This is a genomic window from Pantoea sp. B_9 (genome assembly GCF_008632015.1).
Lineage (GTDB): Bacteria > Pseudomonadota > Gammaproteobacteria > Enterobacterales > Enterobacteriaceae > Pantoea > Pantoea dispersa.
This window is the reverse complement of record NZ_VWVL01000009.1, coordinates 1-26,724: the sequence shown is the minus strand read 5'-3', so window position 1 is coordinate 26,724 and position 26,724 is coordinate 1. Positions and strand designations below refer to the sequence as shown.

The following is a 26,724-nucleotide window of genomic DNA, read 5'->3' as shown; positions in this document are numbered from 1 at the left end:
ATTACCAGGACTGGGTTGCTTTAAACGTTTCGAGGAGGCCTTTCAGCTTCTCTTCGATTTCGTTGTTGTAGTTACCCGCCTGGTTGATTTCAGCCATCAGCTCCGCGTGTTCGCGATCGGCGAACGCCAGCAGAGCGGCTTCGAAGCTGCCGATTTTCGCCAGTTCAACGTCGTTCAGGAAGCCGCGCTCGGCAGCGAACAGTACCAGACCCTGTTGTGCAACAGACATCGGTGCATACTGTTTCTGCTTCAGCAGCTCGGTCACTTTCTGACCGTGGCTCAGCTGTTTGCGCGTTGCATCGTCCAGATCGGAAGCGAACTGAGAGAACGCTGCCAGTTCACGATACTGTGCCAGCGCGGTACGGATACCACCGGACAGTTTCTTGATGATCTTGGTCTGTGCAGCACCACCAACACGGGATACCGAAATACCCGGGTTAACGGCTGGACGGATACCGGAGTTGAACAGGTTCGATTCCAGGAAGATCTGACCATCGGTAATCGAGATTACGTTGGTCGGAACGAACGCAGAAACGTCACCCGCCTGGGTTTCGATGATCGGCAGCGCGGTCAGAGAACCGGTCTGGCCTTTCACTTCACCGTTGGTGAAACGCTCAACGTAGTCAGCGCTAACGCGTGATGCACGCTCCAGCAGACGAGAGTGGAGGTAGAACACGTCGCCCGGGAATGCTTCACGACCCGGCGGACGGCGCAGCAGCAGAGAAATCTGACGGTAAGCAACAGCCTGCTTAGACAGGTCATCATAAACGATCAGCGCATCTTCACCGCGGTCACGGAAGTATTCACCCATTGCGCAACCGGCATACGGAGCCAGGTACTGCAGCGCAGCGGATTCAGAAGCGGAAGCGACAACCACGATGGTGTTAGACAGCGCACCGTGCTCTTCCAGCTTACGTACCACGTTAGAGATGGTAGAGGCTTTCTGACCGATCGCGACGTAGACACACTTGATGCCAGAATCGCGCTGGTTGATGATGGCGTCGATGGCCATCGCAGTTTTACCGGTCTGACGGTCACCGATGATCAGCTCACGCTGGCCACGGCCGATTGGAATCATCGCATCGACAGATTTGTAACCGGTCTGAACAGGCTGGTCGACTGACTGACGGTCGATAACGCCTGGTGCAATCACTTCAACTGGTGAGAAGCCATCGTTGTCGATAGCGCCTTTACCGTCGATCGGTGCACCCAGGGTGTTAACCACGCGGCCCAGCAGGCCACGGCCAACCGGCACTTCCAGGATACGGCCAGTACACTTCACCTTCATGCCTTCGGCGAGGTCAGCGTACGGACCCATCACTACTGCACCTACAGAGTCACGCTCGAGGTTCAGTGCGATAGCGTAACGGTTGCCCGGCAGAGCAATCATCTCACCCTGCATCACATCGGCCAGGCCGTGTACGCGGATGATACCGTCACTTACAGAAACAATAGTACCTTCGTTGTGAGCTTCGCTCACGACATTGAACTGAGCAATGCGCTGCTTGATCAGTTCGCTGATTTCGGTGGAATTCAGTTGCATATGCTCCAGTCCCCTTAAGACTGCAAGACGTCTGCCAGACGGTCAAGACGGCCGCGCACGCTGCCATCAATCACCAGGTCACCCGCACGGATAACCACACCTGCCATTACAGACTTATCAATTTTGCAATTCAGCTTAACTTTGCGTGACAGACGTTTTTCCATCGCGGCGCTGATTTTACTCAGCTGGCTGTCACTCAGCGCACTGGCGGAGATCACATCAACTTCGGCTGTCGCTTCATAAGCGTCACGCAGTTGAATGAACTGTTCCAGTACCGCTGGAAGCGCTGTCAAACGTCCGTTCTCCGCCATAACCTTAATCAGGTTCTGAGCGTGTTCATCAAGTTGATCACCACAGACTGCGTTGAAAGAAGCAGACAAGGCTTCCGGTGCCAATGCACCGGAAAGGAGTTCTGCCATCTGTTCGTTGCGAGCCACTTCTGCGGCAAACGCCAGCATGGTCTGCCAGCGGTCGATACTTTGATGCTCAACAGCAAAGTCAAAAGCTGCTTTGGCGTAGGGGCGAGCTACAGTAATCAGATCAGACATCAGCCCCTCCCTCCTTACAGTTCAGCGACCAGTTTATCAACGATGTCGCTGTTAGCAGCTTCATCCACGGAACGTTCGATGATCTTCTCGGCGCCAGCTAAGGCCAGCAGCGCGACTTGCTTACGCAGCTCTTCACGTGCACGTGAGCGCTCGGCTTCGATTTCTGCCTGCGCCTGAGACACGATGCGGTTACGTTCAGTCTCAGCTTCAGTTTTGGCTTCGTCCAGAATCTGGGCACGGCGTTTGTTCGCCTGCTCGATAATGACCTGAGCTTCTTCTTTGGCTTTTTTCAGCTGGTCGGTCGCATTGGCCTGCGCGAGATCCAAATCTTTCTTCGCGCGTTCAGCAGAAGCAAGGCCTTCAGCAATTTCTTTCTGGCGCTTTTCGATGGCAGCCATAATCGGCGGCCATACGTACTTCATGCAGAACGCGACAAACAGGATGAACGCGATGGCCTGGCCGAGGATTGTTGCATTAATGTTCACAGCACAATGCCTCTTATTAAGTTAACTTGCTCTGCCGCTATCAGCGATAAACGGCAGAATCCGTTCCTCATCACACTGCGTGCCATGAGTGAACCACGGCTACAGGCTTTAGGCGACAGCAAACATCACGTAGAGACCCAGACCAACAGCGATCATTGGGATTGCATCCACCAGACCCATTACAACAAAGAACTGCGTACGCAGCAGAGGAATCAGATCCGGCTGACGCGCTGCGCCTTCCAGGAATTTACCTCCGAGGATGCCGATACCGATCGCAGCACCGATTGCCGCCAGACCCATCATCACAGCGGCAGCCATGTACAGCAGATCCATATTCAGGTTTTCCATGACAGTCTCCAGTTTGTTTCAGTTAAAAGCTAAGTTGTTGAGATAAAAATCAATGCTCTTCAGATGCCATCGACAGATAGACAATCGTGAGGACCATGAAAATGAAAGCCTGCAGCGAAATAATCAGGATGTGGAAAATGGCCCATGGCACATTCAGCACCCACTGCGACCACCACGGCAGCAGACCGGCAATCAGGATAAAGATCAGCTCACCCGCATACATGTTGCCGAACAGTCGCAGACCGAGCGAAACCGGTTTAGACAGCAGGCTAACACCTTCAAGAATCAGGTTGATGGGGATGAAGATCGGGTGATTAAAAGGCTGCAGCGTCAGCTCTTTGGCGAAGCCACCTACACCTTTCATTTTGATGCTGTAGAACAGAATCAAAATAAATACGCCCAGCGCCATAGACAGCGTGATGTTCACGTCTGCAGACGGCACGACGCGCAGCGCCGGCAGGCCCAGATAGTGCTCGCCGATAAACGGCAGCAAATCGATAGGCAGCAGATCCATGAAGTTCATCAGGAAGACCCAGACGAAAATCGTCAGAGCCAGCGGGGCGATAACTTTACTCTTACCGTGGTACATGTCGCGGACGTTGCTATCAACAAAGCCAACGACCAGCTCGATAGCCGCCTGCATTTTCCCTGGCACACCGCTGGTGGCGCTTTTCGCCACTTTACGGAACAGCACCAGGAACACCAGTCCCAGTACAACAGAGAAAAACATGGAGTCCAGGTTTAACGTCCAGAACGTTGCTGGCGCGTCGTGTGCATTCACCAGCTCGAAAGTACGCAGGTCCATCTGAAGATGTGTCAGATGATGACCTATGTATTCCTGCGGCGTTGAGATCTCTCCTGCGGCCATGATGCCTCTTACCCTTTGTTGTTAATTACAGCCGGCGCGACGATTTGTACCACCAGCACCGATAACCAGGTGATTGCGAGTGGCCAGAAGACCGCTCCAAATCCACCTAACGCCACAACGAGAAAAACAACGGTGGCAAACACCTTGAGCACTTCACCAAAGGCGAAGCTCCAGGCGACACGCCCTTTTGCCGGAGTTTGATCCTGCAGGCGCCAGGCTAAAAACATAAACAGTACGTTTGGCAGCCAGGCTGCCGCACCACCCGCGATGGCAGAGGCGCCCCAGGTGACATCTTTCAGGGCAAACAGCGCACCGATTACGACAAAGGTCACCAGCTGGATCACCAGCACGGTTCGGGCTAATTTCACACTGTAAAGAGACACTGACATGACGCTTAACTCTCCTGCCCCGAACGGGGTATGTCGCGTGTCGTATAAGACTGCCTTTACTCTTTTGAGTCAAGCAGCAAAAGCCGTGCAAATTATACGGGCCGCACCTGCGATTTCAATCGGTAAGTAGCGAAAAGGTGAACAATTATTTAAATTTCTTTCTGGAGGGCTATTTTTCAAAACATCCGCTTCGGCCTGCCTGACGAAACAGGCTTGAAATTGCCCGGCAGACTTGCTTTTAAAGCGTGCTGCAGATCACATTATAAGCACCCCCGGCAGCGATAATTTGCTTTTTAACCCCTGCCGCGCAATTAATGAAACCCGTAATTTACTTTTCTATCAGTAAGATAGAATTATTGCTCCAGGATTAGCGCCAGATTTTCGATAAAAACACTCTATTGACATCACCCACCGCAATAAAAACGTAAAACTGATATTACGTCCGCCGATTTATTGCAGAGTTATATTTTCCGCCGTGACTATTCGTCACAGTAAATACAGCGGTTAAAGTGATGTAACTGATAATGAAATGTGAATTATTCGTTAAATGTAACAGAGGTTTTCGGATAATTTCCGCGGCGGATGTTAACCTGCTTCCCCTGCCCTGTTGAATAAAAGCGTTTATCGTGACGCGTTCAACCGCTGTTTTTTTAGCCGGCTGCTGCGCTAAGCCAAACGGCATGAATCACGATAAATCCACACCGTTTGCGCGACTATTGCCGCCTGATCACCACCAGATGACGCTCACCTTCCAGTTCCGGCACCCGCAGAGGCGCAATTTTTTCGATGGCGAAGCCGGCAGGCAGCGCGGCAATTTCGTCATCCGGCCTGACGCCTTTCAGCGCATAGAAGTGGCCTGTCGCGCCCGGCAGATGGTGACACCAGTTCAGCATGTCCTCCAGCGACGCAAAGGCGCGGCTGATCACCCCGTCAAACGGCGGCTCAGCCGGGAACTCTTCCACCCGGCTCTGCACCGGCGTGACGTTAGTAAGCCCTAACTCATGTTGCACCTGACGCAGGAAACGCACGCGTTTCCCGAGGCTGTCCAGCAGCGTAAAGTGCGCCTGCGGGCGGACAATCGCCAGCGGGATCCCCGGCAGGCCCGGTCCGGTACCGACATCAATAAAGCGCTCACCCTGCAGGTGAGGTTCTACCACGATGCTGTCGAGAATGTGGCGCACCAGCATCTGCTGCGGATCACGCACCGAGGTCAGGTTGTAGGCTTTATTCCACTTGTGCAGCAGTTCGACATAACCCACCAGCTGCTGTTTTTGCTGATCGGAGAGGGAAATGTTTGCCGCTTGCAGCAGCCGGGAGAGTTTATTAATCACGACGAGAATTCCATTAACAGGGGCGAGCATGCCCGCCCCGGGGGTCGATCAGGCGCTTTTACGCAGCAGGCCCTGTTTTTTCAGGTAAATCAGCAGAATTGAAATTGCCGCCGGCGTGATGCCGGAAATACGCGATGCCTGGCCAATGGAAGTCGGTTTGTGGTCGTTGAGTTTGGCGATCACTTCATTCGACAGTCCATTCACCTGGCGATAGTCGAGGTCGGCCGGGAGTAAGGTGTTTTCATTGCGCTGCTGGCGATCGATCTCCTCCTGCTGACGCGCGATGTAACCTTCATACTTCACCTGAATCTCTACCTGCTCTGCGGCCTGCTCATCCGCCAGCGCCGGACCGTAGCTCGGCAGCGACATCAGCAGTTCGTAGGTCATCTCCGGACGACGCAGCAGATCTTCCGCGCTGGCCTCTTTGGTCAGCGGCGCGCTGATTACCGTGTTCACTTCGCTGACATTTTCAGACTTCGGATGCACCCACAGGTCACGCAGACGCTGACGCTCCTGCTCAATCGCTTCCAGCTTCTGGTTATAGCGAGCCCAGCGCGCGTCGTCGACCAGGCCGAGTTCACGTCCGGTTTCGGTCAGGCGCAAATCGGCGTTGTCTTCACGCAGCATCAGACGATACTCGGCGCGCGAAGTAAACATGCGATACGGCTCTTTGGTGCCCAGCGTACACAGATCGTCGACCAGCACGCCAAGATAGGCCTGATCGCGACGCGGCGCCCAGCCCTCTTTGTCCGCAGACTGACGCGCAGCGTTAAGGCCGGCCAGCAGCCCCTGCGCCGCCGCTTCTTCATAACCGGTGGTGCCGTTGATCTGGCCGGCAAAGAACAGGCCGTGGATAAATTTACTCTCCAGCGTCGGCTTGAGATCGCGCGGATCAAAGAAGTCATACTCGATGGCGTAGCCCGGACGCACGATCTTCGCGTTCTCCAGACCTTTCATCGAGCGCACGATCTGCATCTGCACATCAAACGGCAGGCTAGTGGAGATGCCGTTCGGGTAGATTTCGTTGCTGGTCAGCCCTTCCGGCTCAAGGAAAATCTGATGCGCGTTACGATCGGCAAAGCGCATCACTTTGTCTTCGATCGACGGGCAGTAGCGTGGTCCGATCCCCTCAATGATCCCGGCATACATCGGGCTGCGATCGAGGTTATTGCGGATCACTTCATGTGTCTGCTCGTTGGTGTGGGTGATCCAGCATGGCACCTGCTGCGGATGCTGTCCGGCATGGCCCATAAACGAGAACACCGGCATCGGGTCATCCCCGTGCTGCGGCGTGAGCACCGAAAAGTCGATGGTGCGGGCATCGATACGCGGTGGCGTACCGGTTTTCAGGCGGTTTACGCGTAACGGCAGCGCACGCAGACGTTTAGCCAGCGGAATCGACGGAGGATCGCCTGCACGACCACCGCTGTAGTTATCGAGGCCGATGTGGATTTTGCCGTCCAGGAAGGTGCCGACCGTCAGAACGACGGTTTTCGCCCGGAACTTCAGGCCCATCTGGGTCACGGCGCCGACAACGCGATCGTTCTCCACAATCAGATCATCAACCGCCTGCTGGAAGATCATCAGGTTCGGCTGGTTTTCCAGCGCAGTGCGTATCGCCTGGCGATACAGTACCCGGTCTGCCTGTGCACGCGTGGCACGCACCGCCGGGCCTTTGCTGGCGTTTAGTATCCTAAACTGAATACCGGCCTGATCGATCGCGCTGGCCATCAAACCGCCTAAGGCATCCACTTCCTTAACCAGGTGTCCTTTCCCGATGCCACCGATCGCCGGGTTACAGGACATTTGTCCCAGCGTATCAATATTATGGGTGAGTAACAGGGTTTGCTGACCCATTCGGGCAGCGGCCATCGCGGCTTCTGTGCCCGCATGACCACCACCGATTACGATGACGTCAAAAGGATCTGGATAAAACATGAAGTGGGTCCTCGTTAGTGTTCGGACAGGGATCGTTGCCCTGGGCGGTGGATTCTACTGAAATTCTGTTCAGGGCGAAAGTCGCGGGATCCTGCGGTTTAAAAGAAAGGATCTTAAGTCTTTTATATGATCTCTCTGTTAGATCTCTTATTAGGATCGCCCCTGTCTGTTGATAACCCGGAAAAGCGCTGTGGCAACAGGGGATTAGCGAGGATCGTTTACTGTGAATGATCGGTGATCCTGATCCGTATAAGCTGAGATCAACTTTGCTACTTATGCACAGCGCAAAAAAGCATCAGCGGTTGTTCTTTGGATAACTACTGGTTATACGCATGAAATAACGGATCTTATCCACAGAGCGACGCAGGTAAAAGGCGATAAAACAGCGGAATCAACTGGGGATCGACACAAATACCCGATCCCCGACCAGCAAAGATCGTCTTAAATCTGCGGGTGCCAGCTGGCAACCCACACTTCCGCCGGATCTTCCGGAATCTCATGTTCCAGCACGTCGATCTCCAGCCGATCGCCAATACGTTTGGCGCCCAGCTGCGTTAACGTCGTCTCCAGCAGTTTGATCGCACCGCAGAACAGATCGTATTCATGATTACCGATACCCACTGCGCCAAAGCGTACGCCTGACAGATCCGGCTGGCTCTCCTGCAGCGCTTCATAAAACGGCAGCAGGTTGTCCGGCAGTTCGCCGGCACCGTGCGTTGAGCTGACAATCAGCCAGACGCCTTCCTGCGGCACCTCATCCAGCTCGGGTCCGTGCAGCAGTTCGGTTGAAAAGCCCGCTTCCTGCAGTTTCTCTTCCAGATGTTCAGCGACATATTCGGCGCTGCCAAGGGTACTGCCACTGATTAAGGTAATATCGGCCATGATGCTCTCCCGCACTAAAGGCGAGCATTGTACGCTGTGATCAAGCGGTGATCCACCTGTGGAAAACAGGGTTAATCGCCGATAGCATCAGGCGACAAGGCGCATCACAAAAGCGATCCGCCCGGGATAAGGTTATGCACAGCGGGGAAGCCGATCACGGCTTGATGGTGCGCATGATCGGGTTTTGCAGGGAGATCAGCGTTTCGGTGGACTGGATTTCATCAATGGTCTGGATCTTGTTGATCAGCACCTGCTGCAACGCATCAATGGAGCGGCACATCACTTTAATAAAAATGCTGTAGTGGCCGGTGGTATACCAGGCTTCCACCACTTCATCCAGCGCTTCCAGTTTGCTGAGCGCTGCCGGATAGTCGCGCGCGCTTTTCAAAATGATGCCGATAAAACAGCAGACATCAAATCCGAGCTGCCGTGGATCGATCTCCACGCGCGTACCCAGAATAATCCCCGCCTGACGCATTTTCTCGACGCGCACGTGAATCGTGCCGGGGCTGACGTTGAACTGCTTGGCGAGTTCGGCGTACGCGGTGCGCGCGTTTTGCAGCAGCGCATTTAAAATGCCGCGGTCGAGATTATCCAGTTGCAGGTGTTCCGCCATCATCCATCCTCATTAGGTTCTTCTTCTCTGAACAGGGAGAATGTGCAGCAAATTAGCGGGACAGGCAAGGCGCAGACAGCGGAGCTGCCGCTGTCTGCACGCTTTTTAGCGCTTACGCCACAGCGTCAGCTGGGCCTGTGTGTGCTGGAACTTACGTGCGGTTTCGCGAATCACAAACGGCACGTCCTGCGGCGGCGCAACCTCCTCAAAGGCATCGCGCAGCAGTCGTTGCAGCGCCTGCCAGGTGGTGAGCGCTTCACCGTTTTCACGGAAACCGCCCAGCCAGTTCTCCTTCGGCGTGAACTCTTCCAGCCAGGTGTAAGGTGAGGAGATAGCCAGCAAACCGCCGGAGCGGATCATCGGCGTGATGTCCTGCAGGAAGCGCTTCGGCTGGCGCAGGCGATCGATCAGGTTAGAGGCCAGTACCAGATCGTAGCCATCGGGCTGCGGTTTCAGGTTACAGGCATCGCCCTGCACAAACTGAATGCGCTGCGCCAGGGTCTCATCGAAACCAAACTCTTTCAGCCGCACCTGGCGATACTCCACCAGCTCTCCCTCTTCCGGCACCACGTAACGGAAATCCTCGCCCGAGGTCAGCTGCAGCGCCACGTCGATAAAGCGCGCCGAGTAATCCATGCCGGTGACCGCAGCAAAATGGCGCGCCAGTTCAAAGCTGGCACGGCCGGTGGCGCAGCCGATATCCAGTGCACGGCCGCGCTGCGTGCAGTGCGGCAGCACGATGTCGACCAGCGCCGCCGCGTAGTTCGGCACACCGTAATAGCCGGGGCCGTACTGGAAGTCGAGGTACTGCGACACCATGCTGTCGGTTTCATACGGATTCAGCGCCATGCTCTCCTGATGCGAGGAAACCACGTAGCGGAAACCGGCATGCTGGAAGAAGTGGCGCCGGAAGGCGTAGCGTGAGGATTTCAGCGCTTCGTTGCCGGTGGAGATCCAGCTGCCGCCTTTGATCAGCGCATGTTTGCCGTCAAAGGTGGGCGTGGAGAAATCGTCATACAGCGGATGTACCCTGAAGCCTTCAAAGCCGTTGGTCGGCGTGGTGGTCCACTGCCAGACGTTGCCGACGATGTCGAAGAAGTCACCCTGGGCAAAGTGGTCTACCGGACAGGAAGAGGCCCAGCGGGCAAGATTGATGTTGCCCGGCGCGTCGATCCAGTCCGGCTGATCGCCGGCAACCTGCTCGCGCAGCTGCATCCACTCGGCTTCGCACGGCAGCTGGATCGCTTTGCCGCTCTCTTCCGCCAGCCAGCGGCAGAACGCCGCCGCTTCCAGCTGATTCACTTCGGCGGGCCAGTCCCACGGCATCGCCACTTCTTCGGTCATCAGACGCAGCCGGAGATCGTCAGGTTGCGCGATGTCGCCGACCCAGAAAGTCGGCATCTGCGGCTGGGCAAACTCGCGCCAGCCCCAGCCTTCGTCATCCCACCAGCGGCGTTCGTTATAGCCGTTGGCGGCAATAAAATGAAAGAACTCGGCGTTGCTCACCAGCATTTTGCTGGCTTTGAACGGTTTCAGCTCAGTTGTAAGGCTGCCGTATTCGTTATCCCAGCCGTAGGTGTCATCGGTTTTACCCTGCGTGACGCGCCCGCCAGGCATCGCCACCAATGTATTGACTGGTACCGAGGCACGATCGTGGCGCGCCTGCGGACACGCCGGCCAGTGCGGCTGCGGTTTTACCCACTCAAGCGGCAGCTGGCGGATCAGCACGCTGGAGGTTTCGAGGTGAATTCGCTCATGCTCAATGCCCATCAGAATCACCCATGCCGGGCTGTCCCAGTCAATCGGCAGATCCAGCGGCATGGTGCGGATGAATTCACTTACCACGGTTTTCACTTTGCCGCGGTAGTCGCGCACCTCGGCCACATCCGGCCAGCTGTAATGGCTGTCGTCGAGATCGTCCCAGCTCATCTCATCCACGCCGATCGCCATCATCGCCTCGATGCGATCGTCAATGCGCTGCTGCAGATAACCGCCCGCCATCAGCTTATTAATGTAGAAAGTGGCGGTATGGCCAAAGTAGAAGATCAGCGGATGGCGCAGGGTGATGGCTTTATTAAAGTACGCGCGCTCATCGGCGAGGCAGTCGAACAGGCTTTCGTACAGCTCCCAGGTCTGGGTGAAATAGGCCAGCAGTTCGGCGCGTTTGGCGTCGCTGCTGCTGCCGGAAAGCCGAACGGTGCGGGTGGGCGCAGGCAATTGATCGTGAAGATGAGCGGTTGTCACAGTGAACTCCGTAAGCTGATTAAACACAGCGGGTAATTCACTATAGCAAATTAGCATTTCTGCCTGATGAATTAGCGTTTCCAGCGGCGCAGCAGGCGGCTTTTCAGGCCGGTATCGAAGCGCCAGATGTGATCGAAAATGCGCAGAATGCCGGGTTTGCCGTGCGCCGACATCGCCACGGCGTGGAAGCGTTGCTGGTGGTGACGCTGGCGCTGTTTAATGGTGCTGACGATGTCGTCCGGCAGACGCTGGGCGATAAAATCGGAAACGATCACCGCATCGGCTTCCTGCCACTGACTGCCCTCCATACGCGTGACCACCGCAGACAGGCAGGCGGCCAGATCGGTGCCGCCGCGAAAACGCTGGCTGAGAAAACGGATTGCCTGCTCAATGCCGTTATCGGCGGTCAGCTCGTAGCCAATCACTTCGTGAGCAAACAGCATGATGTAGCAGCGCCGCCTGTCGGCCAGCGCCACCTTCAGCAGCGCCAGACAAAACGCTTTGGCGCAGCGTTCATTGAAACCGCCCATCGAACCAGAGGTATCCACGCAGACGATGAACGGGCCGCGCGGCTGCGCTTCGTGCTGCTGATGGCTGGCCGGGCGCAGCGTCACTTTCTCGTGCCAGGCATCGCCCTGTAACCGGTAGGTCAGCAGGCGTTTCTCCACCAGCCGGCGATAAAACTCCAGCTCCAGTTCGCTGATGCTCAGCGCCGCCAGCTCCGGCGGCAACAGACGCAGCACATCGTCGCTCTGATGGATGCCGCTGACCTCTTCCGGCACGTTGTCCGGCTCGCGCACCAGCTGATGAAACGCTTCCAGCGGCGCATCCTGGGACGGTACCGATTTCGCTTCGCGGCTGCGTCCCAATTGCTGCGCCAGTTTCATCAGTTCCGGCTGCTGGGCGAGGAAATCGCCGTACTGCACAATCAACTCATAGTCGCCATGCTGCAGCGGTGCCTTGCTCAGATCCCACAGGCGTCCGGCGGCGGCTTCGTCGTCATCGGTCAGAATCGGCGCCAGCTGACCGCTGATGGCCATGCGCTGCTGCAGCTCGGCCATCAGGCGTTCCCGCTGCTCTTCCAGCAGGGTTTCGTTCAGCGTCAGGGTTTGCAGCGTCAGGCTCAGGCGCCAGCGCTGCAGGAACAGCGTGTGCTGCGCATTGCTCAGCTGGGCGCTGTCGGTATGCAGCAGCAGTTTGCTGGCTTCTTCGATAAACGGGGACGGCAGCGCTTTCAGCTGCGTCATGATGGCAGGCAGTTGCTCACTGAAGGCGTGGCTGCTAAGCAGCTGCATCTGCTGGAACAGCTGAAATTCGCGTGCCAGCGCGTCTGGCACCGGCGTGGTTTTCATCTGGGCGGCAATCTCGGCGCGCCAGCGCGGCAGCTCGCCCATCATCGCCTGTTTCAGGCGCGGAAATTTTTCAAAGAACAGCGCCAGCTGTGGCGAGGCCAGCAGTGCCACGATCAGCTCTTCGATCAGCTCGGTTTCGCCAATCGACAACAGCGTGCTGAGCGTCTCCAGCGAGATCATTTTCTCGCCTGTTTCAGCTGTTCCGCCACATCCTGCAGGCTGGTTTCGACGCGTGCCAGCCAGTCGTCGCTGATAAACAGGCAGCGCTGGTGCTGGCTAAACAGCGTGCGCTGCGCGCGCAGCTGGGCCTCCAGCGCGTCGTACTCTTCAATGATTTCCTGCGGCACGTCGCTGCTGCTGGCGGCACCCGGCAGCGTCAGTCGCGTGGACTGCAGGCTGACGTCGCGCAGCGTCAGACAGTGGTGCGCATCCACCAGCAGGTCGAGCGTCTGGCCAAAGCCGATGCCGTTGAGCTTGCCGCGGATCTCGCCCGCCTTCAGCAGCCACTGATTGAGCGCATCGCGTGCCACCACCACGTGCGTGACCTGCATGTCGTGCAGCGTCAGCGGCTGTTGCAGCATCAGGGTCAGCTGTTCGTCCGTAATCGAGGCCGGTAATTCATAGTGCGGTTTGCGGCTAAACATGCCGCTGTGCTTCTCCAGCGTCAGTGCCTGCGCCACGCTCTGCTGCTGTTGCAGCGCCAGCCGGCGCGCTTTGATCTGCTGCAGCGTGTGCAGCATCGCCTGCTGCTGCCACGCGTGCTGCGTCATCAGCGCATCGATTTCACGATCCAGCAGCTGCATCGACGCCACGTCGTGCCACAGGCAATCTTTTAGCAGGATCAGATCAAGCGGGGCAATCGCCACGCGGCCGCTGTAAAACGCGCTGGCCTGCAGCAGATGGATGGCTTTTTTCCAGCGGCGGTCGGAGATATACGGCGCCTCTGGCAGGTTCTCCAGCTGCTGGCGCAGCTGATAGATCAGTTCAAACACATGATCGGGCAGGCTGACCTGGCTGATGCCTTTCTGCCACTGCTGATACTCTTCATCGCTGATGCACAGCGATTCCGCCACCGGGTTGGCGTTTTCATCCTGCTGGTGGGTCAGCATGCTGCGGAAGTTCTGCTTTTCATGCACGTTGTCGAGCCACAGCCGGATCAGCATACGGTCGTACAGCGCTTCCAGACCGCTGTCAGCCTCCGGCAGTTCGTTGGAGGCGGTGACCAGCAGACGCATCGGGATCGGCTCTTCGCTGTCGCCATTGCGGAAGCGACGTTCGTTGATGGCGGTGAGCAGCGTATTGAGAATCGCCGGACCGGCTTTCCAGATCTCATCCAGAAAGACAATTTCGGCATCCGGCAGATAGCCTTTGGTCAGACGCTGATAGCGTCCTTCATCTTTCAGCGCCTGAATCGACAGCGGGCCAAACACCTCTTCAGGCGTGGAAAAACGGGTCATCAGGTATTCAAAGGCACGGGCGTGCTGGAAGGCGTATTTCAGGCGGCGGGCAATCAGGCTCTTGGCGATGCCCGGTGGCCCAAGCAGAAACACGCTTTCGCCGCTCAGCGCTGCCAGCAGGCAGAGACGAATGGCATGATGCCGTTCATAAAGCCCTTTCTCCAGGGCATTGCTGAGGCGAGAAATTCTTTCTGCCAAAAGATGGGGTTGAGCCATAATCACATCATTGTCCTTCTGATCCTGGTGCCGTCATATTCTGGCGAGCGCAATACTCTACTGTTTATCATGCGTGAAAGCGTTGATAGCCGTCAGCTTTTTTGTTTCAGAAGGTTGAGGTGAGGCAAATCGCGGGTTTTCAGCGCATTTCGCGCCGATTTTCGGCGAAAAAACGCTGCACAGACGGCGTAATGCCAGACGGTAAAAGTAGGTTTTTTCGGGAATATGTGCATACTGTGCGCTTTTTGATGATCTGAGCGCCGGGCTGAGGCCTGCGCGGCTCCAACAAAAGACAACTTATGAGCTCGGATAAGAAACAGTCCCTTGGCGCAGTCACTCTGGCGGCGATCGGCGTGGTGTATGGCGATATCGGCACCAGCCCGCTCTATACCCTGCGCGAGTGTCTCTCTGGTCAGTTCGGCTTTGGCGTGGAACGCGAGGCGGTGTTTGGCTTTCTGTCGCTGATCTTCTGGCTGCTGATTCTGGTGGTTTCGCTTAAATACATCAGTTATGTGATGCGCGCCGACAACGCCGGTGAAGGCGGGATCCTGACGCTGATGTCACTGGCGGGCCGCAATACCGGCGCACGCGCCACGGCGATTCTGGTGATCATGGGGCTGATTGGCGGCAGCTTCTTCTACGGGGAAGTAGTGATCACGCCGGCGGTATCCGTGCTTTCGGCCATCGAAGGGCTGGAGATCGCCGCGCCGAGCCTTGATAGCTACATTGTGCCGCTGGCGATTGCGGTACTGACGCTGCTGTTTGTGATTCAGAAACACGGCACCGGCATTGTCGGTAAGCTGTTCGCGCCGGTGATGCTGCTGTGGTTCATCATTCTGGCGGTGCTGGGCGCGCGCAGTATCATCAATAATCCTGAGGTGCTGCACGCCATGAACCCGTACTGGGCGCTGCACTTCTTCATTCAGTACAAAACGGTATCGTTCTTCGCGCTGGGCGCGGTGGTGCTGGCGATCACCGGCGTTGAAGCGCTGTATGCCGATATGGGCCACTTTGGTAAGTTTCCGATTCGCCTGGCATGGTTTGTGGTGGTGCTGCCGTCGCTGGTGCTCAACTATTTCGGCCAGGGTGCGCTGCTGCTGGAGCATCCGGAGGCCATCAAAAACCCGTTCTTCCTGCTGGCGCCGGACTGGGCGCTGATTCCGATGCTGATTCTCGCGACGCTGGCCACGGTGATCGCCTCGCAGGCGGTGATCTCCGGCGTATTCTCGCTGACGCGCCAGGCGGTGCGTCTTGGCTATCTGCCGCCGATGCGCATCGTGCACACGTCCGAAGAGGAATCCGGCCAGATTTATATTCCGGTGATCAACTGGCTGCTCTATTTCTCTGTGGTGATTGTTATCGTCGGCTTTGAGCACTCCAGTAATCTGGCGGCCGCCTACGGGATTGCGGTGACCGGTACCATGGTGCTGACCGCCATTCTGTGTTCAACGGTGGCGATTCAGAACTGGCACTGGAATCGCTACCTGGTGGTGCTGATTCTCATCGCGATGCTGTGCATCGACGTTTCGCTGTTCTCCGCTAACCTGGTCAAAGTGTTCTCCGGCGGCTGGCTGCCGCTGACGCTGGCGCTGATGATGTTTATCGTGATGACCACGTGGAAGAGCGAGCGCTTCCGCCTGCTGCGTCGTATGCATGAGCATGGCAATTCGCTGGAGGCGATGATCGCCTCGCTGGAGAAATCGCCGCCGGTGCGCGTGCCGGGCACGGCGGTCTACATGTCACGGGCGCTCAATGTCATCCCCTTTGCCATGCTGCATAACCTGAAGCACAACAAGGTGCTGCACGAGCGCGTGGTGCTGCTGACGCTGCGTACCGAAGATGCGCCTTATGTGCACAACGTGCGTCGCGTGACCATTGAGCAGCTGTCGCCCACCTTCTGGCGCGTGGTGGCAAGCTACGGCTGGCGTGAAACGCCGAATGTCGAGGAGATTTTCCACCGCTGCGGCCTCGAAGGGCTCAACTGCCGCATGATGGAAACCTCGTTCTTTATGTCACACGAGTCGCTGATCATCGGCAAACGCCCGTGGTATCTGCGTCTGCGCGGCAAGCTGTTCCTTGCGCTGCAGCGCAACGCCCTGCGCGCGCCGGATCAGTTTGAAATTCCGCCTAACCGGGTAATCGAGCTCGGTACTCAGGTCGAAATCTGACGCATCGCGCGTCACCAGCTGAGGGTGACGCGCAGCCCCTGCGGCTGCACCGCGCTGAAGGTCAGCCGGATGCCGTGCAGCTGAGCCACATTTTTCACAATCGACAAGCCAAGCCCGCTGCCGGTTTGCGCCTGCCCCGGCGGTCGCCAGAAGCGTTCGCCCAGCCGCGTCAGTTGATCGGCGCTGACGCCCGGTCCGTTATCCACCACCTCCAGCCTGCGCGCGCTAAGCCGCAGCTGAATCTCACTGCCGGACGGCGTGTAGCGCAGCGCGTTATCCAGTAGATTGCGCAGCAGTAAACCCAGCAGCAGTGGATGACCGTTCATCACCGGTTCCGCGTCAGCCGTCAGCGTCAGCCTGGTGTGCTGCGCTGCCGCCTGTGCCTGATGTTCAGTGACCAGCTGGTGCAGCAACGGCGCGAGTGGGACTGGCTGAAATTCGCTGCGCAGATCGTCCGCTTCGACGCGCGACAACGTCAGTAGCTGATCGACCAGCCGCGTGGCGCGCAGGATGCCGCTATCGAGCTGCTGCAGCGCATGGTTACGCATCGCCTCGTCATCGCCGGCCAGCTGAATCACCTCGCTCTGTACGCGCAGCGCCGCCAGCGGGCTGCGCAGCTCGTGCGCCGCATCGGAGGTAAACCGTCGCTCGCGCTGCACCAGCTGTGCCATGCGGGCAAACAGGCCATTCAGCGCCGCCACCAGCGGCTTCACCTCCAGCGGCAGGCGCTGCGGCGTCAGCGGGGTGGCATCATCCGGCGCGCGTTGCTGCAGCGATGCAGTCAGGCGTTTCAGCGGACGCAGCTCAAACCACACCAGTGCCAGCAGCAACAGCAGCATCAGCGGCATGGCCACCAGCCACGGCAGCAGACTGCTCAGTGCCAGATCGCGCGTCATATCATCACGATATTCCCACTCCTGTCCGACCACCACGCGCCACTGCTTATCGGCTGACGTCAGCCACAGCAGCCGCCAGCGATCGTCATCGCCACGCAGGCGACCATCGTGGAAGCCGTCGCGATCCGCTGTAAACTGCAAATCGCGGCCGTTTTCGCCGTCGTTCAGCAGCGGTTTGCCGTCGGCGCTGAACAGCGCAAAGGCCAGCGCGTCGTCATCCTGATCGCCGCGATGGTGGCGCAAAATCGCTTTGGTTTTTGGCAGCGAGGCGGCCTGCAGACGGCTGGCATCCAGCGCCAGCAGGCGTTTGGCGAACAGCATCTGCTGGGTATCAAACAGTTCATTAACGGTGTCGCGCGTCTGCTGCCATGCGCTAAAGGTGGCACTGGCACCACACAGAATAATTAACAGCAGAAAGCCGATGGCCAGCCGCAGGAACAGACTCATTCTGCCGCTCCCAGCGTGTAGCCAATACCGTGCACGGTGCGGATGAACTGACTGCCAAGCTTTTTACGCAGATGGTGGATGTGCACTTCGACCGCGTTACTGGAGACGTCGTCGTCCCAGCTGTACAGTTTCTCCTCCAGCTGCGCGCGCGTCAGCACGCGACCGGGATTGCGCAGGAACAGCTCCAGCAGCGCCAGCTCACGGCTTTTCAGGCTGAGCGGTTCGCCATCCAACGTCACGCTGTGGCTGCCGGGAGCCATCACCAGCCTGCCGTGACGCAGCTCTGGCTGCAGCTGACCGTGACGGCGACGAATCAGCGCCTGCAGACGCGCGGCCACCTCCGTCAGCGCAAACGGCTTGCACAGATAGTCGTCGGCACCGAGTTGCAGGCCCTGCACGCGCTGGTCCAGCGCATCGCGTGCGGTGAGGATCAGCACCGGGACATCCGCGCCCTGCTCACGCCACTGACGCAGGATGTCCAGCCCGTCACGTTGCGGCAGCGACAGATCCAGCACCACGGCATCCCATGGCGCCGCGTTGAGCGCCTGAAATCCGGCTTCGCCGCTGACAAACCAGTCGACGCTGAAACCCAGTTTGGTCAGGCCGACCTTCAGGCCATCGCCAATCAGCGTATCGTCTTCAATTAATAAAATGCGCATGCGTTTCTCCCGGTTACCTGGGGGTTTATACGAAGCAGATGCGCGCTTGTACAGCGTCATTCGCCCGTTTTAGCTTATTTTTCCCCTCTTTTTTCCCTTAAGATCCTGTTAAGAACCCTGTGGTGAAATAGCTCCCGTAATCCGCACAGACATGAAAATGAGGTGAAAAATGAAAAAGAGTGCAGCGCTGTTCGCCATTATCGCCCTGGCGGCAACCCCGGTGTTAGCCGCCCAGCAGGGTGGTTTTGTCGACCCTAACGCGCCAGCCGCTCAGGCTAAAGCCGGCGGTTTTAAGGCCGATAACAGCAGTGTGGTGACGGTCAAGCAGGCCGAAGAGATGAAGGATGACAGCTGGATCACCGTGCGCGGCCAGCTTGATAAGCAGATCGGCGATGAAGATTATCTGTTCCGCGACAGCAGCGGCAGCATGAAAGTGGAGATCGACCACAAACGCTGGAACGGGCAGACCATTACGCCGAAGGATCAGGTCGAGCTGACCGGCGAACTGGATAAGGATTTCAATTCGATTGAACTGGACGTTAAACAGGTGCGTAAACTGCCGTAACCTCCCTTGCGGAGCCACGTCGCGGGCTCCGCCATCCCGCCAAACTCAAATTTTCCCCGGCCCAGGCGAAACGTTTCGATGGCGATCACATTTCCGTGATGCCGTCATTGAGTTGCCATGTACATTTAATACACTGCCAGACAGCGAAACGTTTCGCTGTGGAGTGGAATAAATGAAAAAAGGTCGCCTGTTAAACGCTGAAGTCTCTCATGTGATTGCCCGCCTCGGGCATACCGATACGCTGACGATTGCCGATGCGGGCTTGCCGATCCCGGCCGGTCCACAGCGCATCGATCTGGCGCTTACGCCCGGTACGCCCGATTTTTTACAGGTGGTGGAGGTCATCACGCAGGAGATGCAGGTTGAGAGCGCCCTGATAGCGGAAGAGATCCAACAACACAATCCGCAACTCCATAGCCAGCTGATCGCCGTGCTCGAAGCCTTGCAACAGCACCAGGGGAATGTCATTAGCGTTCGTTACACCAGCCATGAACAGTTCAAACAACACACTCAGCGCAGTCAGGCGGTCATTCGCAGCGGAGAGTGCTCTCCGTATGCGAATGTCATCCTGAGCGCGGGCGTCACTTTCTGAGGCCGCTATGCAACCGTTATTGCAACTCAGGGGAATTGAAAAATCATTTCCCGGCGTGAAGGCGCTCAACGGCGCGTCGCTGGCGGTCTATCCCGGGCGCGTGATGGCGTTAGTGGGAGAGAACGGCGCGGGCAAATCCACCATGATGAAGGTGCTGACCGGCATCTACAGCATGGACGCCGGTTCGCTGCACTGGCTGGGCAAAGAAGTGACGTTCTCCGGGCCGAAAGCGTCTCAGGAAGCCGGCATCGGCATCATCCATCAGGAGCTGAACCTGATCCCGCAGCTGACCGTTGCGGAAAATATTTTCCTCGGCCGTGAATTCGTTAACCGCTTTGGCCGCATCGACTGGAAACAGATGTATGCCGCGGCGGATGCGCTGTTAAAGCGCCTCAATCTGCGCTTCAGCAGCCACAAGCTGGTGGGTGATCTGTCGATTGGCGACCAGCAAATGGTGGAGATCGCCAAAGTGCTCAGCTTCGAGTCGCAGGTCATCATTATGGATGAACCGACCGACGCGCTGACCGATACCGAAACCCTGTCGCTGTTCCGCGTCATCAATGAGCTGAAAGCGCAGGGCTGCGGCATTGTTTATATCTCCCACCGCATGAAAGAGATCTTTGAGATTTGCGATGACGTCACCGTGTTCCGTGACGGCCAGTTTATTGCCGAGCGCGCGGTAGGCGATCTCAGCGAAGAGGGCCTGATCGAAATGATGGTCGGCCGCAAGCTTGAGGATCAGTATCCGCATCTCGATCAGACACCGGGCGAGGTGCGGCTGCGGGTCGAGCACGTTAGCGGACCGGGCGTAGAAGATGTCAGCTTTACCCTGCGTAAGGGCGAAATTCTGGGCATCTCCGGTCTGATGGGCGCGGGCCGCACTGAATTAATGAAGGTGCTGTACGGCGCGCTGCCGCGTACGCACGGCAAAGTGACGCTTAACGGCCGCGAGATTGTCACCCGCTCGCCGCAGGACGGCCTGGCCAACGGCATCGTCTATATCTCGGAAGACCGTAAGCGTGACGGGCTGGTGCTCGGGATGTCGGTCAAAGAGAACATGTCGCTGACCGCGCTGCGCTACTTCAGCCGCGCCGATGGCGGCCTGAAGCACGCCGAAGAGCAGCTGGCGGTGGGCGATTTTATTCGCCTGTTCAATGTGAAAACGCCGTCAATGATGCAGCCGATCGGTCTGCTGTCTGGCGGTAATCAGCAAAAAGTGGCGATTGCGCGTGGCCTGATGACGCGCCCGGATGTGCTAATCCTCGACGAGCCGACGCGCGGCGTCGATGTCGGGGCGAAAAAAGAGATCTATCAGTTAATTAACCAGTTTAAAGCCGAAGGGCTGAGCATCATCCTGGTGTCGTCGGAAATGCCGGAAGTGCTGGGCATGAGCGACCGTATTCTGGTGATGCATGAAGGCCATCTGAGTGGCGAATTTTCCCGTGAGCAGGCTACCCAGGAATCCCTGATGGCAGCGGCGGTCGGTAAGCAACACAGCGAGGAGTTAGTTGTATGAGTACCCAAACCTTACCTGCCAGCCGTCGCTGGTTCAGCAAAGCCTGGCTGCTGGAGCAGAAATCGCTGATCGCGCTGATTGTGCTGATCGCCGTGGTTGCCAGCCAGAGCCCGAACTTCTTCACGCTGCCCAACATGTTCAACATCCTGCAGCAGACGTCGGTCAACGCCATCATGGCGGTGGGCATGACGCTGGTGATCCTGACCTCAGGCATCGACCTTTCGGTCGGCTCGCTGCTGGCGCTGACCGGCGCGGTCGCGGCATCAATTGTCGGGCTGGAAGTTAATGCGCTGGTGGCCGTGGCGGCATCGCTGGCGCTCGGCGCCTTTATTGGTGCCATTACCGGTGTGATTGTGGCACGCGGCAAGGTGCAGGCGTTTATCGCTACGCTGGTGATGATGCTGCTGCTGCGCGGCGTCACCATGGTTTACACCAACGGCAGTCCGATCAACACCGGCTTCAGCGATAACGCCGATCTGTTTGGCTGGTTCGGCATTGGCCGCCCGCTGGGCATTCCGACACCGGTATGGCTGATGGCGGTGGTGTTCGCGCTGGCGTGGTACATGCTGCATCACACCCGCCTCGGCCGCTATATCTATGCGCTGGGCGGTAACGAAGCAGCCACGCGCCTGTCCGGCATCAACGTTAACCGCGTTAAAGTCATCGTCTATTCGCTGTGCGGCCTGCTGGCGGCACTGGCGGGCACCATCGAAGTGGCGCGTCTCTCTTCGGCGCAGCCGACGGCGGGCACCGGTTATGAACTGGATGCGATTGCCGCGGTGGTGCTGGGTGGGACCAGCCTCGCGGGCGGTAAAGGACGCATTATGGGCACGCTGATCGGTGCGCTGATTCTCGGCTTCCTCAATAACGGCCTCAACCTGATGGGCGTATCGTCTTACTACCAGATGATTGTCAAAGCCGTCGTCATTCTGCTGGCGGTGCTGGTGGATAACAAAAGCAGTAAGTAACTCTGACCTTCACACAGGATTAAAGAAATGAAAAAGTTAACTGCATTGGCCGTCATCCTTGGCGCCACCCTCAGTGCTGGCGCGATGGCTAAGGATACGATTGCGCTGGTGGTCTCAACCCTGAATAACCCGTTCTTTGTGTCGCTGAAAGATGGCGCACAGAAAGAAGCAGATAAGCTGGGCTATAACCTGGTGGTGCTCGACTCACAGAACAACCCGGCAAAAGAGCTGGCAAACGTGCAGGATCTCACTGTGCGCGGCACCAAACTGCTGCTGATCAACCCAACGGATTCTGACGCGGTCGGTAACGCCGTGAAAATGGCTAACCAGGCGAACATCCCGGTGATTACGCTGGACCGTATGGCGGCGCAGGGTAAAGTTGTCAGCCACGTGGCGTCTGATAACCGCTTCGGCGGCAAAATGGCCGGCGATTTCATCGCGAAGAAACTGGGCGACGGTGCGAAAATCATCGAGCTGCAGGGCATTGCCGGCACCTCCGCTGCCCGCGAGCGTGGTGAAGGCTTTAAGCAGGCCGCTGATGCACACAAATTCAACGTGCTGGCCAGCCAGCCGGCCGACTTCGACCGTACTAAAGGTCTGAACGTGATGCAGAACCTGCTGCAGGCGCATCCGGACGTGCAGGCAGTTTTTGCCCAGAACGACGAAATGGCGCTGGGCGCGCTGCGTGCGCTGCAGACCGCAGGCAAAACCGACGTGCTGGTGGTGGGCTTTGACGGCACCGCGGACGGCGTGAAGGCGGTAGAATCCGGTAAACTCAGCGCGACCGTTGCACAGATGCCAGACAAGATTGGTATGATTGGCGTCGATACCGCAGATAAAGTTCTGAAGGGCGAAAAAGTACAGGCGATCAACCCGGTTGACCTGAAACTGGTTACTAAATAAAACCCAAAGAAAAGCATGGCAACGCGCCACCCTCGCGGTGGCGCAACTTCCTGGATAACTCCCTATGAGCAAAAGCGCAAAACTGGCGGTACTCGGCAGCATCAACGCCGACCACATCCTCAATCTCGCCCATTTTCCCCGTCCGGGTGAAACGGTGATCGGGAAACAGTATCAGGTTGCCTTTGGCGGTAAAGGGGCCAACCAGGCCGTCGCGGCTGGCCGTGCCGGCGCTGACATTGCTTTTATTGCCTGCGTGGGTGCAGATGACATCGGCGAACGTATTCGCCAGCAGCTGCAGCAGGACCAGATTGATACCGCTCCGGTGGAAACCGTGGCGCAGGAAGCCACCGGCGTGGCGATGATCTTCTTGAATGGCGAAGGCGAAAATAACATTGGCATCTACTCAGGCGCGAACGCGGCGCTGACGCCAGCCTGTGTGGAGCGCCACCAGCAGGTAATTCGTTCGGCCGATGCGCTGCTGATGCAGCTGGAGTCGCCGCTGGACAGCGTGCTGGCCGCGGCCCGCATCGCGCGCGCCAGCCACACTCAGGTGATCCTTAATCCGGCGCCGGCGACCCAGCTCTCTGATGAGCTGCTGGCGCTGATCGACATTATTACGCCGAATGAGACCGAAGCGGAAATCCTCACCGGCATCGCCGTCAACGACGACGACGACGCGGCGCGGGCAGCTCAGGCGCTGCACGCCAAAGGCATCGATACCGTATTGATTACGCTGGGCCGGCGCGGCGTATGGCTCAGCGAGCAGGGCCAGGGACAGCGTATTCCCGGTTTCAGCGTGCAGGCGGTGGATACCATCGCTGCCGGTGATACCTTCAACGGGGCCTTCATTACCGCGCGGCTGGAAGGCGTGGCGATGCAGGATGCGGTCCGTTTTGCCCATGCGGCGGCAGCCATTGCCGTGACGCGCCCGGGCGCACAGCCCTCAGTGCCATGGCGCACTGAGATTGACGCATTCCTGCAGCAACAGGGTTAAGCGCTTGGCTACCATGAAAGATGTCGCCCGTCTGGCGGGCGTCTCCACCTCCACCGTTTCGCACGTTATCAACAACAACCGTTTTGTTAGCGAGCAGGTGCGCGACAGAGTGGAACAGGCGATTCGCGAATTAAACTACGCGCCGTCGGCGCTGGCGCGCAGCCTGAAGATCAAGCAAACGCGCACCATTGGCATGTTACTGACCGCCAGCAGCAACCCGTTCTACTCGGAAGTGGTGCGCGGTGTAGAGAACAGCTGCTATGAACGCGGCTACAGCCTGATTCTGTGCAATACCGAAGGCGATGAAGAGCGCATGAATCGCAGCCTTGAAACGCTGATGCAGAAGCGTGTGGATGGCCTGCTGATGATGTGCACGGAAACCCATCTGCCCTCCGCTGACATCCTTAATCGCTATCCTTCGGTGCCGATGGTGATGATGGACTGGGCGCCATTTGAAGGGCGCGGCGATATTATTCAGGATAACGCGCTGCTGGGCGGCGAACTGGCCACGCAGTATCTGATTGACCGCGGTTATACCCGCATCGCCTGTATTGCCGGGCCGCTGGATAAAACCCCGGCGCGCCTGCGTCTGGACGGTTTTCATCAGGCGATGGCCGCCAGTGGGCTGGCGGTGCCGCCGGGCTATGTGGTGGACGGCGATTTCGAATTTCAGGGCGGTTTTAACGCCATGAATCAGCTGCTGGCGCTCGATCCGCCACCGCAGGCGGTGTTTACCAGCAACGATGCGATGGCGGTAGGCGTCTATCACGCCCTGTATCAGGCGGGACTGCGCGTGCCGCAGGATATGGCGGTGATGGGCTATGACAACATTGAGCTGGCGCGCTATCTGACGCCGCCGCTCAGTACCATTCATCAGCCGAAAGATGAGCTGGGCGAGCTGGCCATTGATACGCTGATTCATCGTATGAGCGATCCCGACGCCAGCCAGCAAACGCTGGTGCTGACGCCGGAGCTGGTGGAGCGCGGTTCGGTTTAACTGCTTTTACGCGTTTTCTCGCGGTTGGCGATCAGGTTACGGCCATCACCCGGCCGTAACATCAGAAACGCCAGCGCCGACAGCACGGTAATCACGCCCATGGTAAAGAAGGTGGCGTGGAACTGCTGCACCGTGGTGCTCTCAAAATCCTGATAAAAGCGCAGCACGGCGGCGCTGACCGCCACGCCAAAACTGATCGACACCTGCTGCGTTACCGCCAGCACGCTATTGCCGCCACTGGCGTTCTCATCATTCAAATCCGCCAGCGTGATGGTATTCATGGCGGTAAACTGGGTCGACATCGCCATGCCCAGTACAAACAGCGCCACCAGCAGCATGATGATGCTTCCGTCCGGCGACTGCAGCGCGAAGCTGGCGACCAGCACGCCGATGATAACCGTAATGCCCACCAGCGTTTTACGATAGCCAAAGCGGCGCAGCACCTGAGTCACGGTGGATTTGGCCAGCAGCGAGCCAATCGCCGTAGGGCCCATCATGCAGCCGGCGATGATCGCCGGATAGCCAAATCCTACCTGTAGCATCAGCGGCATCAGGAACGGAATACAGCCAGTACCGAGACGCGCGGCAATATTACCGATAATCCCGACGGAGAACGTACGTGTCTTAAACATCGGCAGACTAATCAGCGGAGCCGGATGGCGGCGCGCATGCATAATATAGAGCAGCAGTAATACCACGCCGCTGAACAGCACCAGCACCGCCTGCCACGGCGATACGATACGCTCGCCAAACAGCTCGATGCCGATGGAGATCAGTACCAGGCCAAAACCAAACAGCATGAAGCCGCCGAAATCGAAGCGGCGTTTTGGCGTGGTGAAGTCCGGCATATATTTGCGCGCATAGAAGATGCCGGCGATGCCGATAGGAATATTAATCAGGAAGATCCAGTGCCAGCTGGCGTAGGTGACCAGCAGACCACCGAGCATAGGGCCAAGAATCGGTCCGACCAGGCCGGGCATGGTGACAAAGTTGAGTACCGGCAGCAGTTCGCTGCGCGGATAGGCGCGCAGCAGCGCCAGACGCGCTACCGGCATCATCATTGCTCCGCCAACGCCTTGCACCACGCGCGAAACCACCAGCATGCTCAGCGATCCGGACAGCGCACAGGCCAGTGAGCCAAGCGTGAACAGGGAAACCGCCACAATAAACACCTTACGCGTGCCAAAGCGATCGGCCAGCCAGCCGCTGACCGGAATCAACATCGCGACCGTGAGCGTATAACTGATGACGGCGGACTGCATGGCGAGTGGGGAACGTTCAAGGCTGGTGGCAATGGCGGGAAGCGCGGTATTCAGGATGGTGGCGTCGAGAGCCTGCATAAAAAACGCCATGGCGGCGATCCAGGGCAGGCCGGCCATACTGCGCGCGGAGCGAATCATTGAAAATCCTTCTTGAAGAAAATCGGTCAGCAAAGAGCGTAAGTTAAACAGGATAGCATCGGTCGCTGCGACGATGGCGCTGATTTGTGCCGCTGTGAGAGCTGATTTGCCTGATTATTAGACGGGAAATGTCTGTTTTTACCGCGTTCGTATAAAAAAGTAGCTTTCGGTCAATTTTTTTCAGGAAATGCTTGTCACTTCAGATTAACTCCCTATAATGCGCCACCACTGAGACGGCAAAGCGGCAACGCAGACGGCTCAGCAGGGCGTGAAGTGATTCACCCCGCCGGAGAAAAACGCTGAAAAAAGTGTTTGACTCTGAAGGAGGAAAGCGTAATATACGCCACCTCGCGACAGCAGGCCGAACGCCGCGTCGCACCGCTCTTTAACAATTTATCAGAC

24 protein-coding genes are annotated in these 26,724 nt (G+C 57.7%); 8 read left to right on the top strand and 16 right to left on the bottom strand.

What is annotated here, in order from left to right; all coding sequences use genetic code 11:
- Position 1: 1 nt before the first annotated feature.
- The 13 genes from atpA to ravA form a co-directional block, all read right to left on the bottom strand.
- Complete coding sequence (gene atpA / locus F3I21_RS20985) at positions 2-1,543, bottom strand: F0F1 ATP synthase subunit alpha (RefSeq protein ID WP_021508188.1); 1,542 nt, start codon at positions 1,541-1,543, stop codon at positions 2-4.
- A gap of 14 nt (positions 1,544-1,557) precedes the next feature.
- On the bottom strand, positions 1,558-2,091 hold the full coding sequence (gene atpH, locus F3I21_RS20980; RefSeq protein ID WP_021508187.1) for a F0F1 ATP synthase subunit delta: 534 nt from the start codon (positions 2,089-2,091) through the stop codon (positions 1,558-1,560).
- 14 nt (positions 2,092-2,105) lie between these two features.
- Complete coding sequence (atpF, locus tag F3I21_RS20975; protein WP_021313757.1) at positions 2,106-2,576, bottom strand: F0F1 ATP synthase subunit B; 471 nt, start codon at positions 2,574-2,576, stop codon at positions 2,106-2,108.
- Between the two features lie 108 nt (positions 2,577-2,684).
- The gene (atpE, locus tag F3I21_RS20970; RefSeq protein WP_003849523.1) at positions 2,685-2,924 is read right to left on the bottom strand and encodes a F0F1 ATP synthase subunit C; all 240 of its coding nucleotides are present in this window, start codon (positions 2,922-2,924) and stop codon (positions 2,685-2,687) included.
- Between the two features lie 49 nt (positions 2,925-2,973).
- Positions 2,974-3,792 (bottom strand): F0F1 ATP synthase subunit A, encoded by an 819-nt coding sequence (gene atpB / locus F3I21_RS20965; protein WP_031279833.1) that lies wholly within the window; start codon positions 3,790-3,792, stop codon positions 2,974-2,976.
- A gap of 8 nt (positions 3,793-3,800) precedes the next feature.
- Positions 3,801-4,181, bottom strand: a complete 381-nt coding sequence (gene atpI, locus F3I21_RS20960) for a F0F1 ATP synthase subunit I (protein ID WP_021508185.1) — start codon at positions 4,179-4,181, stop codon at positions 3,801-3,803.
- A 713-nt stretch (positions 4,182-4,894) separates the two neighbouring features.
- A complete protein-coding gene (rsmG, locus tag F3I21_RS20955) occupies positions 4,895-5,512 on the bottom strand; it encodes a 16S rRNA (guanine(527)-N(7))-methyltransferase RsmG (protein ID WP_021508184.1) in 618 nt (205 codons plus the stop codon).
- A gap of 48 nt (positions 5,513-5,560) precedes the next feature.
- The gene (gene mnmG, locus F3I21_RS20950; protein ID WP_150059673.1) at positions 5,561-7,450 is read right to left on the bottom strand and encodes a tRNA uridine-5-carboxymethylaminomethyl(34) synthesis enzyme MnmG; all 1,890 of its coding nucleotides are present in this window, start codon (positions 7,448-7,450) and stop codon (positions 5,561-5,563) included.
- A 441-nt stretch (positions 7,451-7,891) separates the two neighbouring features.
- Complete coding sequence (mioC, locus tag F3I21_RS20945; protein ID WP_021508182.1) at positions 7,892-8,332, bottom strand: FMN-binding protein MioC; 441 nt, start codon at positions 8,330-8,332, stop codon at positions 7,892-7,894.
- A gap of 154 nt (positions 8,333-8,486) precedes the next feature.
- Entirely contained in the window at positions 8,487-8,948 is a 462-nt protein-coding gene (asnC, locus tag F3I21_RS20940) for a transcriptional regulator AsnC (protein WP_007893613.1), read from the bottom strand.
- A gap of 105 nt (positions 8,949-9,053) precedes the next feature.
- Entirely contained in the window at positions 9,054-11,192 is a 2,139-nt protein-coding gene (gene ovoA, locus F3I21_RS20935) for a 5-histidylcysteine sulfoxide synthase (RefSeq protein ID WP_150059672.1), read from the bottom strand.
- Positions 11,193-11,263: 71 nt separating this feature from the next.
- Entirely contained in the window at positions 11,264-12,724 is a 1,461-nt protein-coding gene (gene viaA / locus F3I21_RS20930) for an ATPase RavA stimulator ViaA (protein ID WP_058770715.1), read from the bottom strand.
- The gene (gene ravA / locus F3I21_RS20925) at positions 12,721-14,217 is read right to left on the bottom strand and encodes an ATPase RavA (protein ID WP_058758223.1); all 1,497 of its coding nucleotides are present in this window, start codon (positions 14,215-14,217) and stop codon (positions 12,721-12,723) included. Before ravA ends, viaA begins: the two co-directional genes overlap by 4 nt.
- Positions 14,218-14,516: 299 nt before the next feature.
- On the opposite strand from ravA, the gene kup reads away from it, so the two are divergent.
- Entirely contained in the window at positions 14,517-16,385 is a 1,869-nt protein-coding gene (gene kup, locus F3I21_RS20920; protein ID WP_021508177.1) for a low affinity potassium transporter Kup, read from the top strand.
- An 11-nt stretch (positions 16,386-16,396) separates the two neighbouring features.
- Here kup and qseC read toward each other — a convergent pair whose 3' ends face one another.
- Entirely contained in the window at positions 16,397-17,728 is a 1,332-nt protein-coding gene (gene qseC, locus F3I21_RS20915) for a quorum sensing histidine kinase QseC (protein ID WP_104094328.1), read from the bottom strand.
- Entirely contained in the window at positions 17,725-18,387 is a 663-nt protein-coding gene (qseB, locus tag F3I21_RS20910; protein WP_088516146.1) for a quorum sensing response regulator transcription factor QseB, read from the bottom strand. Before qseB ends, qseC begins: the two co-directional genes overlap by 4 nt.
- Positions 18,388-18,556: 169 nt before the next feature.
- Here qseB and F3I21_RS20905 point away from each other — a divergent pair, with 169 nt between their 5' ends.
- The 7 genes from F3I21_RS20905 to rbsR all read left to right on the top strand — a co-directional run bounded on the left by F3I21_RS20905 (position 18,557) and on the right by rbsR (position 24,922).
- Complete coding sequence (locus F3I21_RS20905) at positions 18,557-18,952, top strand: YgiW/YdeI family stress tolerance OB fold protein (RefSeq protein WP_058758226.1); 396 nt, start codon at positions 18,557-18,559, stop codon at positions 18,950-18,952.
- Positions 18,953-19,124: 172 nt separating this feature from the next.
- Positions 19,125-19,544 (top strand): D-ribose pyranase, encoded by a 420-nt coding sequence (rbsD, locus tag F3I21_RS20900; protein WP_021313542.1) that lies wholly within the window; start codon positions 19,125-19,127, stop codon positions 19,542-19,544.
- Positions 19,545-19,551: 7 nt separating this feature from the next.
- Positions 19,552-21,060 carry a ribose ABC transporter ATP-binding protein RbsA gene (gene rbsA, locus F3I21_RS20895; RefSeq protein ID WP_058758228.1) on the top strand — a complete coding sequence of 503 codons (1,509 nt, stop codon included), beginning with the start codon at positions 19,552-19,554 and terminating at the stop codon, positions 21,058-21,060.
- The gene (gene rbsC, locus F3I21_RS20890; protein ID WP_021508172.1) at positions 21,057-22,028 is read left to right on the top strand and encodes a ribose ABC transporter permease; all 972 of its coding nucleotides are present in this window, start codon (positions 21,057-21,059) and stop codon (positions 22,026-22,028) included. The genes rbsA and rbsC overlap by 4 nt, the downstream gene beginning before the upstream one ends.
- A 27-nt stretch (positions 22,029-22,055) precedes the next feature.
- Positions 22,056-22,931, top strand: coding sequence for a ribose ABC transporter substrate-binding protein RbsB (gene rbsB / locus F3I21_RS20885; RefSeq protein WP_021508171.1), 876 nt, complete (start codon positions 22,056-22,058; stop codon positions 22,929-22,931).
- Between the two features lie 64 nt (positions 22,932-22,995).
- Positions 22,996-23,925: a ribokinase gene (rbsK, locus tag F3I21_RS20880; protein ID WP_150059671.1), complete on the top strand. Its 930-nt coding sequence runs from the start codon at positions 22,996-22,998 to the stop codon at positions 23,923-23,925.
- 4 nt (positions 23,926-23,929) lie between these two features.
- Positions 23,930-24,922 carry a ribose operon transcriptional repressor RbsR gene (rbsR, locus tag F3I21_RS20875; protein ID WP_369597187.1) on the top strand — a complete coding sequence of 331 codons (993 nt, stop codon included), beginning with the start codon at positions 23,930-23,932 and terminating at the stop codon, positions 24,920-24,922.
- On the opposite strand, the gene mdtD is transcribed toward rbsR, so the two are convergent.
- Positions 24,919-26,322: a multidrug transporter subunit MdtD gene (gene mdtD, locus F3I21_RS20870; protein WP_150059670.1), complete on the bottom strand. Its 1,404-nt coding sequence runs from the start codon at positions 26,320-26,322 to the stop codon at positions 24,919-24,921. The two genes, rbsR and mdtD, sit on opposite strands and share 4 nt — an antisense overlap.
- Positions 26,323-26,724: the final 402 nt, after the last annotated feature.